Source organism: Sodalis ligni, from assembly GCF_016865525.2.
Classification (GTDB): domain Bacteria; phylum Pseudomonadota; class Gammaproteobacteria; order Enterobacterales; family Enterobacteriaceae; genus Acerihabitans; species Acerihabitans ligni.
In genome coordinates, this window is sequence record NZ_CP075169.1 from 4,465,533 (window position 1) to 4,484,626 (window position 19,094).

Annotated in this window: 10 protein-coding genes and 1 pseudogene; 2 read left to right on the forward strand and 9 right to left on the reverse strand. The window is 55.6% G+C overall.

The features are described 5' to 3' along the window. Positions 1 to 12: 12 nt before the first annotated feature. The 4 genes from glnB to purL form a co-directional block, all read right to left on the reverse strand. Positions 13 to 351, reverse strand: a complete 339-nt coding sequence (gene glnB, locus GTU79_RS20875) for a nitrogen regulatory protein P-II (protein WP_132926739.1) — start codon at positions 349 to 351, stop codon at positions 13 to 15. A 65-nt stretch (positions 352 to 416) separates the two neighbouring features. Next, complete coding sequence (gene glrR, locus GTU79_RS20880; RefSeq protein ID WP_132926737.1) at positions 417 to 1,754, reverse strand: two-component system response regulator GlrR; 1,338 nt, start codon at positions 1,752 to 1,754, stop codon at positions 417 to 419. A gap of 20 nt (positions 1,755 to 1,774) precedes the next feature. After that, the gene (locus GTU79_RS31875; protein ID WP_476749679.1) at positions 1,775 to 4,006 is read right to left on the reverse strand and encodes a histidine kinase dimerization/phospho-acceptor domain-containing protein; all 2,232 of its coding nucleotides are present in this window, start codon (positions 4,004 to 4,006) and stop codon (positions 1,775 to 1,777) included. A 634-nt stretch (positions 4,007 to 4,640) separates the two neighbouring features. Beyond that, positions 4,641 to 8,531, reverse strand: a complete 3,891-nt coding sequence (gene purL / locus GTU79_RS20895; protein WP_203524766.1) for a phosphoribosylformylglycinamidine synthase — start codon at positions 8,529 to 8,531, stop codon at positions 4,641 to 4,643. Between the two features lie 287 nt (positions 8,532 to 8,818). On the opposite strand from purL, the gene mltF reads away from it, so the two are divergent. Continuing rightward, entirely contained in the window at positions 8,819 to 10,351 is a 1,533-nt protein-coding gene (gene mltF / locus GTU79_RS20900) for a membrane-bound lytic murein transglycosylase MltF (protein WP_253073387.1), read from the forward strand. Here the strand turns inward: mltF and tadA are convergent. From tadA to murQ, 3 genes and pseudogenes are all read right to left on the reverse strand, one after another. Further along, the gene (gene tadA / locus GTU79_RS20905; protein ID WP_203524597.1) at positions 10,348 to 10,863 is read right to left on the reverse strand and encodes a tRNA adenosine(34) deaminase TadA; all 516 of its coding nucleotides are present in this window, start codon (positions 10,861 to 10,863) and stop codon (positions 10,348 to 10,350) included. The two genes, mltF and tadA, sit on opposite strands and share 4 nt — an antisense overlap. Positions 10,864 to 10,912: 49 nt before the next feature. Continuing rightward, positions 10,913 to 11,550, reverse strand: a pseudogene (yfhb, locus tag GTU79_RS20910) (phosphatidylglycerophosphatase C). Positions 11,551 to 11,598: 48 nt separating this feature from the next. Beyond that, on the reverse strand, positions 11,599 to 12,498 hold the full coding sequence (gene murQ, locus GTU79_RS20915; protein WP_203524598.1) for an N-acetylmuramic acid 6-phosphate etherase: 900 nt from the start codon (positions 12,496 to 12,498) through the stop codon (positions 11,599 to 11,601). 197 nt (positions 12,499 to 12,695) lie between these two features. Here murQ and GTU79_RS20920 point away from each other — a divergent pair, with 197 nt between their 5' ends. Further along, positions 12,696 to 13,556 (forward strand): MurR/RpiR family transcriptional regulator, encoded by an 861-nt coding sequence (locus GTU79_RS20920; protein ID WP_203524599.1) that lies wholly within the window; start codon positions 12,696 to 12,698, stop codon positions 13,554 to 13,556. A gap of 29 nt (positions 13,557 to 13,585) precedes the next feature. On the opposite strand, the gene GTU79_RS20925 is transcribed toward GTU79_RS20920, so the two are convergent. Both GTU79_RS20925 and GTU79_RS20930 read right to left on the reverse strand, forming a co-directional pair. Next, a complete protein-coding gene (locus GTU79_RS20925; RefSeq protein ID WP_214513328.1) occupies positions 13,586 to 17,302 on the reverse strand; it encodes a hypothetical protein in 3,717 nt (1,238 codons plus the stop codon). 118 nt (positions 17,303 to 17,420) lie between these two features. Further along, complete coding sequence (locus tag GTU79_RS20930) at positions 17,421 to 19,052, reverse strand: collagen-like triple helix repeat-containing protein (protein ID WP_214513329.1); 1,632 nt, start codon at positions 19,050 to 19,052, stop codon at positions 17,421 to 17,423. Positions 19,053 to 19,094: the final 42 nt, after the last annotated feature.

Consider the following 19,094-nt stretch of genomic DNA (forward strand, 5'->3'; position numbering starts at 1 on the left):
CGCCGGGCTGGATTAAATCGCTTCTTCGTCCTGCTCGCCGGTACGAATACGCACCACGCGCGCCACGTCGAAGACGAAAATTTTGCCGTCGCCGATTTTACCGGTTTGCGCGGTATGCATTATCGTCTCCACACAGCTGTCGACGATATCATCCGACACCACCAGCTCTATTTTCACCTTGGGCAAAAAATCCACCATGTATTCCGCGCCGCGATACAGCTCGGTATGGCCTTTCTGGCGTCCGAAACCCTTCACTTCAGTGACGGTCATGCCGGTGATACCGACTTCCGCCAGCGCCTCGCGGACATCGTCCAGTTTGAACGGTTTGATAATCGCATCGATTTTTTTCATTATACAACCTTTCTCAAGCTGATTTGCGGCCTGCGCCGCTCATCATCGGATAGAAGAGAGCCAACTTAATCTTTGAAATCATTAGCGTCCAGCTCATGGCGCGACAGAAGCTTGTAAAACTCGGTCCGGTTACGACCCGCCATACGCGCCGCCTGGGTCACATTTCCCTTGGTAATCTGCAGCAATTTGCGCAGATAATGCAATTCAAATTGCAGCCTGGCCTCAACAAAGGTCGGCAAGACGGTATTTTCACCTTCCAGCGCCTGTTCCACCAGCGCCTCGCTGATAACCGGGGCTGAGGTCAGCGCCACACACTGTTCTATCACGTTAACCAGCTGGCGTACATTGCCGGGCCATCCGGCCGCCATTAAACGCTTCATGGCGTCGGAGGAAAAACTCCGCACAAAGGGTTTATGCCGTTCCGCCGCCGTCCGTAATAAATGGTTGGCCAACAGGGGGATATCTTCGGCCCGCTCGTGCAATGCCGGTAGTTTCAGGCTGACTACATTCAGGCGATAAAAAAGATCTTCCCGAAACTCCCCTTGCGCCATCACTTTGGGTAAATCCCGGTGGGTGGCGGAGATCACCCTGACATCTATATCCAAATCCCGGTTACTGCCCAAGGGGCGTACTTTACGTTCCTGCAATACCCGTAATAATTTTACCTGCAGGGAGAGAGGCATGTCGCCGATTTCATCAAGAAACAGCGTCCCGCCCGCGGCGGATTGAAACAGCCCCTCCCGGCTGCTGACCGCGCCGGTAAACGCCCCCTTGGCATGGCCGAACAGCTCCGACTCGAGCAATTGCTCCGGCAACGCGCCGCAGTTGATGGCGACAAAGGCGTTTTTGCCGCGGGGACTGGCGGCATGTATCGCCTGGGCCAGCACCTCCTTGCCGGTGCCGCTTTGCCCGGTAATCAGCACGCTGACATCGGACTGGGCCACCATTTTAGCCTGTTCCAGCAGCCGCAGCATGATGGGGCTGCGGGTTACGATGGACTCCCGCCAGCTCTCGTCGCCAGCCGGCATGGACAAGGACAGCGCCTCGTCAATGGCTTTATATAAAGCCTCGCGGTCCACCGGTTTGGTGAGGAAGCTGAACACGCCTTTTTGCGTGGCGGCCACCGCATCGGGTATGGAGCCGTGGGCGGTGAGGATTATCACCGGCATGCCGGGCTGGTGGCGCTGAATCTCCTCGAACAGCGCCAGCCCGTCCATTTCATCCATCCGCAGATCGCTTATCACCAAATCGATTTTTTCCCGCGACAGCAGGCGCAGCGCTTCCTGCCCGCTTTCAGCGGTGGTGACGTTGAATCCCTCGCTGCTCAGACGCATGCCCAGCAGTTTCAGCAAACTGGCATCGTCGTCCACCAACAGCAAATTGGCGTTTTTACGTTGGCTCATGGGTTACCGGTTCCTTCGCTTCATTGCTTCACGGCCGGTGCCGTCTTATCGCCGGCGGCCGCACCGGCGCCCGATGCCGGGGCATCGGATGCTCCCCCGTCGCCGGCATCATTGTCGCCGCTGTCTGATATGCCCTGTTTACGGGCCGACAGGCGCCGTTCTATTTCCGTCAGATTTTCCAGCTTGCGGGTGGTTATATCCAGTTTACTTTGCAATTCCGCCTGCTGCTGGCGCATTTGCTCGATTTGCGCCGCGTCGGCCTCCAGTTGCCGCTGGTGACTGCTGCGCTCGTCCGCCAGAATCAGGCGCAGCGCTTGCTGCTGGCGCCACATTTTAAAGATGGGATATACCGACGGGGGGAACTGGGAGCGAAAGCTCAACAGGCGCTGATAGGTCTGGCGCCGTTCGGTCACGGACATATTGGCGGCATTCAGCAGAAGGCTTTCCCGAAACGCGTCGTCCCAGGTATCGCCCCCCTGATTTTCAGCCTCGAGCCGCGCCTGCGACGGGGTCATGCGCTCGGCGCACTCCATGGCGCGCAGCCAATAGGTGGCGTCCTGGAGGTCGCCCTCCCCCCGAGTTTGCCAAATCTGGCCGCATTCGGCGGCATTTCGTCCGGGGACCGCGTTTTGGCGTACCATAGACAACGGCGTCGAAGAGTGCCGGCTGTCGGCATTGCCTACGCAACCGGTCAATAGCGACGGCAGCATCAATAGCGGTCCCAACATCGCCAGGGGATTGCCGGCGGGCCAGCGAAGGCTCAACAGACTTTTAATACTGACGGCAAACCCATGGTTCGCCGGTGAAAACCGTAAATTCATTATTATGCGTTCTCGGCGGTTAGGGGTAATTCGATACGAAAGCAAACACCGGCGTAATCCACCGTTACTAGATTCAGTTCGCCGTTCATGCGGCGTATACAATCCCGTGCAATGCTCAACCCGAGTCCGCTGCCTTTTACCGCGCCTTTGCGCTGTACGCGGCCTTGATAGAACGGCTCGACAAATCATGCTCCGCTCCGCGGCCGGGATCGGCTCGCCGCTATTGGCCAGTTCCAGGCAGAGCCGTTGCCCCGCCTGCCGGCTGCGGATCCAGATGTTACCGGATTCCTGTCCATAGTACACCGCATTGGAATAGAGATTATCAAGTACCCGCATTAATAACAGCGGCTGCGCCCGGCAATGTTCGCATTCCAGTTCCACCAGGGTATGAATGCCTTTGGCGCGGGCCGGCAGGCTGTGGGCGGCAACGACGGAATCGATCATGTCGCGCAGGTGGATATCGGCGAAGTCGGCCGGGCTGTCGGCCAGCTTGCGGTTGTAATCCAGCAATTGCTCGATTAACTGTTGCAGGTGGCGACTGCTGCTGTCGAGAATCGCCACCACGTCCCGTTGATCGGACGTGAGCGGCCCGGCGATTTCATCCGCCAGCAGGGCGGCGCCTTCCCTCAGACTTGCCAACGGCGTTTTCAATTCATGGGAGATATGCCGCAAAAATTCATGGCGCTGGGATTCAAGCCACGACAGCCGTTCGTTAAGCCAAAGGATCCGCTGCGCCAGCGACTGGATTTCACGCGGCCCGCTAAATGAAACGCCGCCGTCCAGCGACCGCCCTTCCCCCAGCCGGTTAATCATCTTTTCCACCATTTTCACCGGACCGATAATCATCCGGGTAAACAGCATGACCAGCATCAGGCTGAACAAAAAGAGCAGCAGCGCCTGCCAGCCGAAAAAACGCCCGCGTTCGGCGATGGCCATTTGCAACTGCTGGCCGCGGGCGAAAATACTGGTGCGGGTGGCCTGCACCATGTCGCTGTTGGCATGGGAAAAATCCCTGAGCTGGTCGGAGGCCGCTTTACTCGGCCCGCTGTTTTCGCATTCAAGATGCTGTAATTGAGCAAGCAAGTCACGCAGCCTCTGAACATAGCGCGGATCGGAGGGCATGCCGCCATGCGCAGCCAGAATCTGGCCGTATTGATTAAGCTGGTTTTGATACAGCGTCACCAGCGTCTGGTCATCCAGAACGCAATATTGGCGATAGCTGCGCTCCATTTCCAGCGCCACGCTGCTCATGGACTCGGTGCGCCGGGCATCCACCAGGGTGCTGCGATTGATATCCGCCGCCTGCTCGCTCAGATGGTCCAGGCTTTTCCAGGCCTGATAGGCCAGCAACAGCAAAGGCAGCAGCACCAGCGTGAAGGCGAGGATAACCAGCTGTCTTAGGGATCGGGGAAACAGACGCCACTTTTTCAAAGAAATCATCCTGTGATTACCGTCCGGTAACCCTGCCGATGCTATCCGACTCGCGGCCATGACGAAAGCACAAAATCATCGGCGCCGGCGTTAAACCACGCAGGGGTCTCATCGGCAAACATAAAACATGGCCGCCGCCGCTAAATCACGCATGGGCTTCAACGCCAGGCAAAAAAAAACACCCGCCTTACGGCAAGTGTTTTTTTCAGAATAGGGGGTGCCTCACTCAACGTGTCGCCCGATGTTTGATAAAGTCGTAAGACAATTATCGGTATGTTGGACGATAGGCACCGTTCTTTGGCGTCATTCGGTAGTTATGTAGCAATCTCTGCTCTTGGAGAGCAGCGGCGGCATATCGAGGTGAATGAGCAACTGGACAGTATTATGCAGCTATCGTGCCAGAAATAAAAGTATTTATTAAGTGATTGAAAAATATACTTAATATTCCCTCGGTATGTGTATAGGCATCAGCCGCCGCGGGATAGTGCCGATGTTCTGTCGCTCAACGGAGACACAAAGCAGATGAAAAAAAATTAATCATAAAAAACAATTGGTTATCTGTCTCCTTTTAGAGACAGATAATTCCGAGAAACGGGTAAAAAGCGACACTGGTACAGCGAGTCGCCATAACCGCTTAACCTAACTGTTTTCTGGCATTGCGGAAAATCCTCATCCAGGGTCCGTCTTCTCCCCACTCTTGCGGATGCCAGGAGTTGCTTACGGTCCTAAAGACCCGTTCCGGATGCGGCATGGTAATGGTCACCCGCCCGCCGGCGCTGGACACCGCCGTGATGCCGTTGGCCGAACCGTTTGGATTGGACGGATAGGCCTCGGTGGCATGCCCCGAATTATCCACAAAACGCAGCGCCACCAGGCCGGCGCTTTCCAACGCCGCCAAATGAGACGAATCCCGCACCTCCACCAGCCCTTCCCCATGGGAAACCGCTATGGGCAGACGCGAGCCTGCCATGCCATGCAGCAGAAGCGACGGGCTTTGCGTCACCTCCACCAGACTGAAGCGGGCTTCGAAGCGTTCTGATTTATTGCGCACAAAACGCGGCCACAGCTCGGCGCCGGGAATAAGTTCCCGCAGGTTGGACATCATCTGGCAACCGTTGCAGACGCCCAGCGCTAGAGTTTGCGGACGATTAAAGAAGGCGGCGAAGTCATCGCGCACCCGCGGGTTGAACAGGATGGATTTGGCCCAGCCTTCACCGGCCCCCAGCACATCGCCGTAAGAGAATCCGCCGCAGGCCACCAGCGCCTGGAATTCCTGCAAATCCCGATCCCCCGACAGCAGATCGCTCATATGCACGTCCACGGCGTCAAAACCGGCGCGATAAAACGCCGCCGCCATTTCCACGTGGGAATTGACGCCCTGCTCCCGCAGCACCGCCACCTTGGGACGCGCGCCTTTGGCAATAAAGGGGGCCGCCACATCCTCGGCGGGGTCGAAGGTCAGCTTGACGTTCAGGCCCGGATCGCTGTCGTCTTGTTTCGCGGCGTGCTCCTGATCGGCGCAGTCGGGATTATCTCGCAAGCGCTGCATCTGCCAGGTGGTTTCCGCCCACCAGGTACGCAGGGTGGTGCGGCTTTCACTGTATACCGTACTGTTGCCGGCACGGATAATCACGCCGTCGCCGGCTATGGCGCGGCCCAGAGTGAACAGGCAATCCTGCAGGCCGTGCCGGGCAAAGACTTCCGCCACCAGTTCGCTGTCTTCGGCGGCAACCTGAATCACCGCCCCCAGCTCTTCGTTAAACAGCGCCGCCAGCCGGTCCTGGCCCAGGGCGGCGATATCGATATCCAGGCCGCAGTGGCCGGCGAACGCCATTTCCAGCAGGGTCACCAGCAGACCGCCGTCGGAGCGATCGTGGTAAGCCAGCAGACGCCGCTGCGCCACCAGCTCCTGCACGGCACGATAGAAACCGGCCAGCTGCGGGGCATCGCGCACATCGGCGGTCTCGTCCCCCAGTTGGCGGTACACCTGGGCCAGAGCGGTGGCGCCCAGCGCCTGATGGCCGGCCCCCAGGTCAATGAGCAGCAGACGGTTTTCTCCGGCGGCGCGCAGCTGCGGCGTGACGGTGCCGCGCACATCCTCTACCCGGGCAAACGCGGTAATCACCAGAGACAGGGGAGAGGTGACTTCCCGCTGTTGCGTCCCCTGCTGCCAGCGGGTCTTCATCGACATGGAGTCTTTACCCACCGGAATGGTCAGGCCCAGCGCCGGACAAAGCTCTTCCCCCACCGCTTTTACCGCATCGTATAAACCGGCGTCTTCACCCGGATGGCCGGCGGCGGCCATCCAGTTAGCGGACAATTTGATCCGTTTAATATCGCCAATCTGCGTCGCCGCAATGTTGGTGATCGCTTCCCCCACCGCCAGACGGGCCGAGGCGGCGAAGTTCAGCAATGCCACCGGCGCCCTTTCGCCCAGGGACATGGCTTCGCCGTAATAGCTGTCCAGACTGGCGGTGGTAACCGCGCAGTCCGCCACCGGGACCTGCCACGGACCCACCATCTGATCCCGCGAGACCATGCCGGTCACCGTGCGATCGCCGATGGTAATCAAAAAAGTTTTTTCAGCCACCACCGGCAAATGCAGTACCCTTTTGACCGCCTCGGCCAGATGGATACCGCCCCGGGCCAGCGGCTGGCCCGCCGCCGTTAACCGGGTCACATCACGGAGCATTTTGGGGGTTTTGCCCAGCAATACATCCAGCGGCATGTCGATGGGCTGGTTGTCGAAATGCCGGTCCGCCAGACTCAGGTGCATTTCCTCGGTGGCTTCACCGATTACCGCGTAAGGCGCCCGCTCGCGGCGGCAAATAGTCTCAAACTCCCCGAGCCGCTCCGGCGCCACCGCCAGCACATAACGCTCCTGGGATTCGTTGCACCAGACCTCCAGCGGGCTCATGCCCGGTTCATCGTTGGGGATGTCCCGCAGTTGAAAACGTCCGCCGCGCCGGCCGTCGCTCACCAGCTCCGGCATGGCGTTGGACAGGCCGCCGGCCCCCACGTCATGAATAAACAGTATCGGATTGTCGTCACCCCGCTGCCAGCAGCGATCGATGACTTCCTGGCAGCGCCGTTCCATTTCCGGATTGTCCCGCTGCACCGAGGCGAAATCCAGATCGGCATCAGACTGCCCGGACGCCATGGATGAAGCCGCCCCGCCGCCCAGGCCGATGTTCATTGCCGGCCCGCCCAGGACAATCAGCTTGGCGCCGATGGAAATTTCCCCTTTTTGCACATGGCCGGCGCGAATGTTGCCAATCCCCCCCGCCAGCATAATCGGCTTGTGATAACCCCGCAGTTCGACGCCGTTATGGCTGCTGACCTGTTCTTCATAGGTACGGAAATATCCCGTCAGGGCCGGACGGCCGAACTCATTGTTAAACGCAGCGCCCCCCAGCGGGCCGTCGGTCATGATATCCAGAGCGGAGACAATGCGATCCGGCTTGCCGAAATCCTGTTCCCAGGGCTGCTCGAAACCGGGGATACGCAAATTGGATACCGAGAACCCCGTCAGGCCGGCCTTGGGCTTGGAACCCCGTCCGGTGGCGCCCTCATCGCGGATTTCTCCGCCGGAACCGGTGGCGGCGCCGGGCCAGGGAGAGATAGCGGTGGGATGGTTATGGGTCTCCACTTTCATCAGAATATGCGCCGGTTCCTGGTGAAAATCGTAGCGCTGGTCCCGCGGGTCGGCGAAAAATCGTCCCACCGAAGAACCTTCCATGACCGCCGCGTTATCTTTGTAGGCCGATAGGACAAACTCCGGCGTCTGTTCAAAGGTATTCTTGATCATTTTGAACAGCGACTTTGGCTGTGCATGGCCGTCGATAACCCAATCGGCATTGAAGATTTTATGGCGGCAGTGCTCGGAATTAGCCTGGGCGAACATATAGAGTTCCACGTCGGTGGGATTGCGCCCCAAACGGGTGAACGCCTCCTGCAGATAGTCTATTTCATCGTCGGCCAACGCCAGCCCCAGTTGATGATTGGCACGCTCCAGGGCGGGACGGCCTTCGACGAGCATAGCCACTTCCCCTACCGGCGCCGGCGTCTGATGCGAGAACAACGCCGCCGCCTGTTCAAATTTATCGAACACAGTCTCCATCATCCGGTCATGGAGCAGAGCCCCCAGTTGGCGCCACTGTTCCTCGGTGAGGGTGGAGCCCTGGATATAAAACGCCAGTCCGCGCTCCAGACGCTTTACCTGCGGCAAACCGCAGTTATGGGCGATATCCGTGGCTTTCGACGACCAGGGGGAAAGCGTACCGGGGCGCGGCGTCACCAGCAGCAGGCGCCCCTCGGGGTCGTGTTCGGCGAGAGAAGGACCGTATTTCAACAGCCGCTGCAATCTTGCGTGTTCGTCGGTATTGAGGGGCGCGCTCAAATCGGCAAAGTGAACATATTCAGCATAGGCATCGCTTACCGGAAGCCGGGCTTCCTGGCAGCGGGCCAGCAGTTTGTTGATACGAAATGCCGACAGAGCGGGCGAACCACGCAGTATTTCCATAATAAAGATCTCTCGTCTTTGAACCGCCGCCCGCCAATGCGGGGTACGGCTTGCCATGGGGCGCAACTTCAGGGGGAAACGCGCGCCATTATAGAGAATCCCGGCGGCGGACGAAACCGTTTGCGCGGTTATTCTTGCGCGCTGAATAACCTTTATTAACGTATGGTCTTTAAGCTTTTTTGTTGCACCGTGGCGCTTTGTTGCGCAAAATGCCCCGACACCAGGGAGAAAATGATAACGATTTTGCCGTTCGAGACAGTAGGGATTGCACTCCGGCAAGAGATAACTATTTGAAGCGCTTAAAATTAAATTATGTCGTGATTGGCGCCATCACCGCATTGCTGACCTGGGCACTTTGGTTCAACGTGCCTTGGCATGGGATGCAAGATGATGTGCTCAGTCAAATCAAAGCCAGAGGAACGCTACGCGTCAGCACCATCGATGCTCCGCTGAGTTATACCACGACCAACCACCACCCCTCCGGTTTCGACTATGAACTGGCGAAACGCTTCGCCGATTATCTGGGAGTAAAGCTGGTTATCCGCCAGCGCGGCACCCTCAATGAACTGTTCGACGATTTGGATAACGACGACGCCGATATGCTGGCCGCAGGCCTCATCTACAATAACGAACGGTTGCAGCGTTACGCCACCGGCCCGGCCAATTATTATGTTTCCCAGCAGCTGGTGTATCGCCTGGGGCAGCCCCGGCCGAAAAATCTCGGCGCGCTGCAGGGCCGTCTGGCCGTGACTTCCGGGTCGGCCCATATTTCACTGCTGCGCGCCATGAAAGAAAAAAAATACCCCCAACTGGCGTGGGAGGTGTCATCGGATCTGGGCAGCAAGGCGTTACTAGAGCAGGTTGCGGAAGGCAAGCTCGATTATACGCTGGCCGATTCCGCCACCATCGGGTTGCTGCAGCGCATCCATCCGCAATTGGCGGTGGCGTTTGATGTCAGCGACGAAGAGCCGGTTACCTGGTATTTGCCAAAGAAAAACAGCGATAACCTGTCGGCCGCGCTGTTGGATTTTTACCACGGGCTGAATGAAGAAGGGATAATCGCCCGGCTGGAGGAAAAATACCTCGGCCATGTGGGCAGTTTTGATTATGTGGACACCAAAACCTTCCTCTCCTCCATCGATGCGACCTTACCGGCGTTGCAATCCCTGTTCCAGCAGTATGCCACTGAAATTGACTGGAAATTACTGGCGGCCATTTCTTACCAGGAGTCCCATTGGGACCCATTGGCCGTCTCCCCCACCGGTGTACGAGGCCTGATGATGCTGACCCGCGCCACCGCCGACAGCCTGGGCATCAACGATCGGCAGGATGCGGAGCAGAGCATTCGCGGCGGGGCGCTCTATTTATCCCATATGATGCAGAAAGTGCCCGAGACCATACCGGAAGATGAAAAAATCTGGTTTGCGCTCACCGCTTATAATATGGGATATGCCCATATGCTGGACGCCCGCGCGCTCACCGCCAAGCAGAAGGGCAATCCCGACAGCTGGGTGGACGTTAAACTCCGCCTGCCCATGCTCAGCCAGCCCCGTTATTACCAGCAGACTACCTACGGTTACGCCCGCGGCCAGCAGGCGTATGATTATGTGGAGAATATCCGCCGCTACGAAATGAGCCTGGTGGGCTATCTGCAGGAAAAAGATAAAGAAAAAGACAAAGAAACCGAGAAAGAAAAAACCCTTCAAGCAGCGCAAACCATCCCTCAGCCGCCAAGCTCCTTTCCGGTCGTTACCAGCCAATTTTCCGGCTTGACCGCCGTTCCATCCGGCATGGCGCCCGTTCTGGCCAAAGCCTCCCCTTAACCGACGGCGGGCGGCTGTTCTTTCATCGCCTGGCGCCGCGCTTTATGCGCAGCCCGGCGGCCGCGAAAAAACGCGCTGAGACGGCTTGAACACTCTTGCTCCAGCACCCCAGAGGTAATGTCCACGAGATGATTCATCCCCGGATGGCGCAGTATGTCGCACAGGGAGCCGGCCGCGCCGGTTTTCTCATCACGTGCGCCGAAGACCAGCCGCCCCACCCGTCCGTGAATCATCGCGCCGGCGCACATGACGCAGGGCTCCAGGGTGACATACAGAGCGGTATCCACCAGCCGGTAGTTGCCTAGCACCGCCCCACCCTGTCGCAAGGCCATGATCTCCGCATGGGCGGTGGGATCGTGGCGGCCGATCGACCGGTTCCAGCCTTCGCCAATCACCCGATCCCCCAAGACCAGCACCGCGCCCACCGGCACCTCGCCCTCGGCCTCGGCGCGTTCGGCAAGCCGCAAGGCATGGCGCATCCAGAATTCATCTCCCTGTTCAATGTTCATCATCGCCATCCCGGAAAAAGTCGTCGCGTAAATATACCCGCAAGCCGGCCCGTTAATCCAATTGCTTCAGGTCCCCCTCGCGGGTCACGCGCCAGCGATACTCGCAAAAATAAAGCAGCGGGCTGTCATGCAGGCTATCGCTATAGCAGCTGAAGAGCTTGAGCGGCGTGCCCAGTTCACGCTCCAGCTGGGCAACCTTTTCATGTCCCAGGCAGCGCAAGGTCAATACCCAGCCGCCATGAAGACGCTTCATCCGGCTGCCGATCAGGCGTACCCGCGGCAAAACAGCGCATCGCTGTATACCCCGCGCACCAGGGGCTCGGGGGAGCCGGTAATCAGCCAGACTTCGGTATCCTGGCTGTCCAGATACTCATTAAGCCGTTGCAGCACGATGGGAAATTCCGTGACGCGACGGCGAAACCAGGCGATAAAGCGGTCTTGCAGCTCAAGCAGGCGCGCCTCGCTATGCCCGAAGGTTATCGACCATAACAGCAGGCTCATCGGCCAGCGGGCCGAACGCCCTTTTGACAGCAGCCCGATAACCACGATGGGTAATACCGGCAATACCAGTACAATATTAAACGGCGAATGACAGAGCAAATATCGCAAAAAACACCCGAACATATCCTGCCGGTGCAGGGTGCCGTCCAAATCGAAAAAAATAACACGCGAGGCTGCTGAGCGGCTCAAAACACGTCCTCCGGCTCGAAAATCCTAAAAAAATAAGCGAATACAGGTTCAGTCAGGGTCATCCAGCGCTCGACGCAAATAACCCTGGTGTCGTTCCAACGCGCGTTGCGCTCCAGCGGCATCGACGCCGGTCAGTATCATCAGGATAGCCGGTTTGACCTCATAATCCGTTTGCGCAAGGGCGGCTTTCGCCACGGTTATTTCGACACCCGTAGCGTCGGCGACAATTCGACATGCCCGATCCACCAGCTTGATATTGGTGGCTTTCACATCCACCATCAGATTTTGGTAGACTTTTCCCAGTTTTACCATCGCCCCGGTGGAAATCATGTTCAGTACCAGCTTTTGGGCGGTGCCGGATTTCATGCGGGTGGAACCGGTAAGCACTTCCGGTCCGACGACCGGGGAGATGGCCACCGCGGCTTCGCGGGCGATGGGAGAATCGGGATTACAGGAAATCGCCGCCGTGGCGCAGCCCAGCCGGCGCGCATAACGCAGCCCGCCGATGACATAGGGCGTGCGCCCCGATGCCGCCAGCCCGATCACCATATCGGCGGCCGTCAGACCCAGCGCCTTTAAATCCTCTTCCGCCAGGGTCAGACTGTCTTCGGCGCCTTCCACCGCCTTCAGTAACGCGCCGGGACCGCCGGCAATCAGGCCGACGACCCGTTCCGGCGCCACGCCGAAGGTGGGCGGACATTCGGCGGCATCCAACACCCCCAGGCGACCGCTGGTTCCCGCCCCCAGATAGATCAATCTGCCGCCTGCCATCAACGCCGCCGCCGCCAGATCAACCGTCGCCGCGATGGCCGGCAGTTCCCGCGCCACCGCCTCCGGCACTTTACGATCCTCTTGATTAAACAAGCGCACCATGTCCAGAGTAGTAAGCTTGTCCAGATCCATGGAATCCGCGTTGCGGGTTTCCGACACCAGGGTACCTAAATTCATCACGCCACCATTGAATATTTAATTCAAATAACAAACACTATTATTGAATATTTAATTCCGGCGGGCGAGGGATTTCAGACTGGAAGGAGAGCTAACAAAGGGGTTCATCTCTTTCCGGCCGGCAGTGGAGCGAAGTCCGGTCTCGCGCCCGCCTCGAATTCATCAGTTTTACTTTAATCGGTCTATTGGAAACATTTATGAGCAGCCTGCTCCGCATTCGCCAGATTTATCACAGCCTGTCGGTTAACGATCACAAACTTGCGGATTATTTACTGGCTCAAACCGACGCGGCCAGACATCTCAGTTCGCAGCAGGTGGCGGCGCAGGCCGGCGTCAGCCAGTCCGGAGTGGTGAAATTCGCCCAGAAACTGGGGTACAAAGGTTTCACCGCCTTGAAACTTGCCCTGAGCGAAGCGCTCGCCACGGCACATATCCCTTTATCCGTCCCGGTGCATAACCAGATCCTCAGCGACGATCCCATCAAAACCGTCGGAGAAAAACTTCTGACGGAAAAACTCGCCGCCCTGCGGGCCACGCTGGACATCAACAGCGAAGATAAGCTTCGAGCGGGTGTGGCCCTGCTGAAAAACGCCGGCAGGATTGTCATCGTCGGCATCGGCGCCTCGGGACTGGTGGCCAGGGATTTCTCGTACAAACTTATGAAGATTGGCATGTCGGCGGTGGCCCAAACCGATATGCACGTCTTACTGGCCATCGTCCAGGCGTTCGGACCCCGGGATGTACTGCTGGCCATTTCCTATAGCGGCACCCGCCGCGAAATCAATCTGGCGGCCCAGGAAGCGCACCGGGTCGGCGCGGGGGTAATGGCCATTACCCATTTTTCACCCAATAGCCTGCAACAGCACGCCGATATTTCTTTATATACCGTCGCGGAGGAAAAAGCTCAGCGCAGCGGCGCCATATCCTCCACCGTGGCGCAGCTTTCGCTGACCGACCTGCTATTTATGGCGCTGGTACAGCGGGATCTGGAAAATGCGCCGCAACGCATACGTCATAGCGAGGAACTGGTCAGAAAACTCAATAAGTTCGCTGAATAGGCAATGACAACGGATAAATCCAGCCAGACCTATATCTCTGCCGCCGAGTTTGGGGGCGCGGGAACTGATACGTTGCCGACAGCATCGATGGCCAATTTCATCGTCAAGTGCAGCAGCGCCTGATACAGGGGAGCACGCCTTGACCGGCCCGTTATATCCCTTGTCATCCGTGAACGCTCCATTATAGCGATATCCATAATAAATTTAACCACGCTGTCGGCATTCCTGGTCATAATATCCGCCCCAAACATAGGATCATGGGAAATGGCTTGGTTGATCATTTCTATGTTTACCATATCGTTTTTTTCCCAACCCAAGTGACTCCTGATCTGTGGCGCGATTTGACTGTAGTTAATCACGTTGCCATGGTCCAGCATAGTTTGCAGCGCGGAAACATGCTTTGCCGGCGATAAATCCTTGATACTCTTGGCGCTAAGATAATAAATATCGTCGGTATGATAGGCTAAATGGGTTACTTCATGCATCAGGGTTATGGCAAGATGTTCCTGCTTGTCCAAGCTCTGCACCAACCGGTCGGCCATAACAACCACACGATTGCGACCATCCCCCGGCACACAAAATCCCAAGATCTCACCTTCAAGGGGCAGCAATTCATATCCGGAAAAGGGGTCCGAGGGCGAGGCTAACGCTGATTGGTATACACCAAGCGTATTCTTTTCCCTTACCGTGGACACGATAAGGACGTTTTTTACCACCTCCCTCTTGAGATTGATGGCCGCGTCTATAATTCCTCGAAACCTGTTGACCGCCAATCCAACAATAAAAGGGTCTTTCACCGTTAAAGCGTTTGAAAAATAACTATCAATCATCATTTTTTCCAAGGCGTTCGTTTTAGCACGCTCTAAAAAATTACTGACTTTCCCTATATCATCAAAAACGTTGCTGAACTGGACGCTGACCGAAAGCTGCGCGCCGGCGAGGTAGGGATGTCTTTTACTTAATTGGGTTTCAACTGTTCCGGTCACCCGAACGGTTTTGATTTCGCCGAATACACGGGTTATCTCGTTATCGATATGTGTGGAAACGTACTCGTCTACCAAGGGTGCTATCCTGCGCATCGGCATAAAGGAATTGAAGCTCGGCAGCGGGTAGTTGGGCACCGGGCGGCGCACAACCGACGAGGTGCTGGCGATCGGCTGCGCGCCATTCATCGCCATAACCGGTTGTAAAGGCCGTCGCTGATAACGTATCGGATTGGCGAGCAGGACTGCCTCTTGAGGCGGGATAACAGCGATTTGGTGACGGTAAAGGGTATATTTATTGCTCAGGATGCCGGTGTTATCAGGATTAAGCCGCAGGTAAACCTCCCGGCCAAGGTATTTATCTCCACCGGGCTTGATAAACTCCACCCGCGTTTTGGCGCCGTCTATTGTAATGGACTTATCAGGAATGAACTCCAGCGGCAATCTTTCCATGTGTTGACCGTTACCCATTCTGCGCAGCGCATTCTTGATGCCAGGAATAACATTCTCTAAATATTCCCCCAGGCGTGACGATTGGGCAACGATCGTTTTTCCCAACGCCGATGGCAGCCGTTTCAACAAAGGATCCGCTGTATGTACCGCCATCTTTGCCAGTGAGGCGACCTGCCCGCTGCCCGCCAATTTCAACGCCGGAATCATGCCTAGACGCAAGGACTGCACCCCTTTATTTAGCGCCAGTTTGGCACCTGCGTTCAGCAAAGGCGCCAACGATAAGGTATCCGTCGCGCAATGATAAAATTTTTCACCTTTCTCCCCTTCTTCACCCGTGGTCAAGCAGGAATATAAAGGCAGCATGGAAAAAAGCGATTCCAAAAGGGATTCCACCGGCGTTTTTATATTACCGTAGTCGTTCAGCGCCCGGCGCAAAGCATTTTTATGCTTTAGCGCGAGCGTATTTATCAAATGTTCATCGGCGGTTTCTCCTACATTAGTAGCCGGGGCCGGCCGGTCCGTCAGTTCCAGGCTGAAATCGGCCTGCACCCGTTGCCGATCCTCTTTCGCCAGCAGTGGCTTATAGCGGGCGATATCTGAATCCACGCGAATTAATTCATATTGCTGCTGTTTTTTGACCAAGGCATAAATACGCCGCTCGCCTACCCGCTCGGCGCCTATGAGATCGACATCGTCGGGATTGGGAAGGATGGTCACCCGATCCGGGTCGTAGGCCAACGCCGGCAACATCACATGGGCACGGGTCTCATGCTGTTTGATTAATGCAAACGTCGGCAGGGAAATGAGTGAAGTGCTGATAAAGCGGAATTCATCTTCCGGCAGACGACTTAGGACGTCGCCGATAAGCAGCCGGTCCACCTGATAAAAGGCGTCGGCAAGATCGTCGGTCTGCTGTTTAAATCTCTCATCCAGCAAGCGGGTATGGTACTGCGGATTGGCTTGTGCCAATTGTAACCGGGTTTGGAATGATGCGAAGAGTTCAGAAAACCGGTTTAATGGATTGTCCTGCTCACGGCGTCGCGCCGGCGAATTGAAGAATTTTTCCAGGGCGCTTTTTTCCAGAGCGGATGCATCCGTGCGCCGGTCCTGCATCATCGCGTCCGGGTTATCGACGCTATAGTCAATCAGGGCGGGAATAAGGAAAAAATTTGACCAATGGTCAGGAACAACGCCTATATTCAGTTGAAGGCAAATCATTCGTCCCAGCACGGCGGCGTCCTGCGGCGTTAATGCCTGCGTATCGCTGCCCGCCGCCAGGGCAAAGGACGCCCCGGCGTGTTTATTGGCCCATTCAGGATCCGTGGCGTTGATATTATACAGCTGCGGGATTGCCAGCAACGGGATCACCGGCGCAATGATATGTCGTATGATATAGTCCCTGACGTCACTACCGGCCAGGACGCGCCCACCGGAGAAAAACGCATAAATAGCGTTATCAAGCCTCAATTTGATAAATACAAGCCTGTTTCCCTCTGATTTCTGGCTATCAAGAATCGCTTCGGTGATAAAATCAACCATGGCGGCGCCGAAGAGATTCTCGCTTATCCACGTATCAATGATCGTCTTAGCCATAGGCGGGGGCATCATTTCAAAGGGATTAACCCCATAGCCACCTGTAGCCGTCTGGATAAAAAGGGCAACCTCTTCCTGCGACAGGGTATTTTCCGTGAGGGCCTTTATGACTGATTTTACCAGAACTGCCCGATCGGTATACTTGACATCGCTATGGCCATTACCCAGCTGGGCCACCAACTGGGCAATATAACGATTTTTATCATCCAGAATTTCATTGTCGCCATTGTGATTACTGGAAGAATTATCGATGCCAAATCCAGCGGAAAAGTGACCCTCCGGCAACGCGGCGGCAGAAGCAAAAGGGAATCGTATGGGATCCTTTATATTACCAATAAAATTATAAACCTTAGCAAAGGCTCCTATAATGCTGGCGGACAGAGCATTAAAACTGCCGGCCGTATGCCGAACGACGGCAAATTCGGCCCCTAACGGCCGACTTCCACGCGCAATAGCGGGTCCATTAAGCGCGGTGGTGGATAACAAAGCCGCTGAGGCGAATATCATCTGTGCTTTTGCCGGCATGGCCGGAACGAAATTAAAGGTTGAATTGATAGTGATTTCTTCGTTAACAACCTGCGCCAGCTTGTGTAAAAAGCCGCCTGCTATTTTCACATGATATTCTTTTTGTTTATCTGAAAAATTATTAAAGAGAGTGTTATTGATGTCGGATTTTCCGATATCGTGAGTTTGAAACATTATTGACGATAATTGCATAAAGTATCCTTTATAAATCACATTGGTTTGTGGCAGCAGTCTCATTTGACCAGCTTGGGGAGAGTGTTTTCCGATTTCTGGGATATCTACAGACCGACGCTCTCCCTCCGTCTTCGCCCTAGCGAGAGTGCCGCCAGGTATGCGCATTACCAACCTGTACAATATTTTTTAATGCGCAAACTTCAAGATCCCAATACTCTTCCAACTTGGCATGGGTCGACCGGTCCATTACGATGGGCAAATTTAATAACTTCAGCGCTTCCCTGGTCTGTTTCTCATTGGCCAGGTTTTGATCGATGATATGGTTAAAAAGATCCGGGCCAGTGAGGTAGGATAACGTTGACGCATAGCGGGCGGAAGCAACTGCATCTTCGAGTGAAGGCCTGTGGGTATAGAATTCTTTATGAGACATATAACGTCGATAGCTCTCATCCAACATGGCGTCTAAAGTTGGACTGTTGGCATGGGTGCCCCAATTACTGTTTGGGTATTTTCCTCTAATATTTAACGCACTATGATAAACCGGCGTGGATAATATCAGTCCCTCCGGGCTGGTGCTGAAATCGAATAGTCCGGGGAAGAAAAAGCGTGTCGTCCACATCCATATAAAGCCCTCCCGTCGATTAAGCAGATCCAATCGAATGACATCGCAGGCGGAAGCGAAGTTGGTCGCCCGGCCTCGGTTACCATCGATGGCGGCAGAATAATGCTCGAAATTTTTCGTTTGTGAAAAAGCATGATAATAATCGGTGAATTCTAAATTGATGACCACTACGTCTTTCGCCAGTTCCTTCAACCGCGCCAGGTTGCGAACATAGGCATCATTATTTTCGCTGGAAAGATAGAGCTTAAAATCATAGGGACGTGGGAACTCTTTTGCCATACGGGCGTTATTTTGCAGATTTTTGATAATATTTTCTGGTATGTCATTCTTTCCGACCCAAATGGACGTAATTTTTCTCGGAATGTTTTTTTTCAAGTTCGCCAATATTTTTATGGGGGAACTATTCCACGGGAGATCGATTCCCAATGCCTTGATACCCTCATATTGGTCTTGTGGCGTCGCTAAAGCCGGTTCAAGTATGTTTGTTTTCTCCAGTTTACCGTCAGGATTGATCATATAATTATCTTGAGGAACAAACTCGATTATCGTCTCGACCTTGGTTTTGTCCTTGCGCGGGTAAAACACATTACGCGACAGATCGTATATTACCGAGGTGGCTTTACCGTTTATTCGCGTGCGGATTTCATTCATATCAACAAAAAATCCATATTTATTGAACTCCCACCGTTTGTCCTTTAAGGACGTGAGCGTATTGGAAAGGGGCGCTGACATCGAGCGCAGGGCGGAACCGGCGTTATTTGAAGAACCGGCCGCGCCGGAATGGCCGGCGGCATTAACGGGATCCGCTGCGCCTGAATGTCCGGCGGCGCCAGGATGGCCGGCGGCGTCCATGTAATCTCCACGCCATTTAGCCGCGGCCCGGGGCCCTCCTTTCCCGCCCAGTCCTTGATGGCCCATGATTTTCAGCTTTTCGCTGAATTTAACCGGAATGGCCCTGAAATGATTTTTTTTGCTCAGAAACAGCTTGGGTCCAAACAGGATGCCTGTTTCCAGGTTGCTCATGGCATAGACCTCGCGACCACGGTATTTTTGATCTTCAAGCCGTTTAATACCGATTTTTCTTCCCGTGCCTTTCTCGGTGATGATAAATATCGGATCAAAATGCGCCGATGGCGGTAATAACAACGGTGTATCCAGTGTCCGTTCAAAGAGTGCTTTTATTTTGGT

Bases quoted from the DNA above. Each gene is read 5' to 3' on its own strand.
- glnB (WP_132926739.1), bottom strand. From the start codon at position 351: ATGAAAAAAATCGATGCGATTATCAAACCGTTCAAACTGGACGATGTC.
- glrR (WP_132926737.1), bottom strand. From the start codon at position 1,754: ATGAGCCAACGTAAAAACGCCAATTTGCTGTTGGTGGACGACGATGCC.
- tadA (WP_203524597.1), bottom strand. From the start codon at position 10,863: ATGATGAACATTGAACAGGGAGATGAATTCTGGATGCGCCATGCCTTG.
- murQ (WP_203524598.1), bottom strand. From the start codon at position 12,498: ATGAATTTAGGTACCCTGGTGTCGGAAACCCGCAACGCGGATTCCATG.
- GTU79_RS20920 (WP_203524599.1), top strand. From the start codon at position 12,696: ATGAGCAGCCTGCTCCGCATTCGCCAGATTTATCACAGCCTGTCGGTT.
- GTU79_RS20925 (WP_214513328.1), bottom strand. From the start codon at position 17,302: ATGCAATTATCGTCAATAATGTTTCAAACTCACGATATCGGAAAATCC.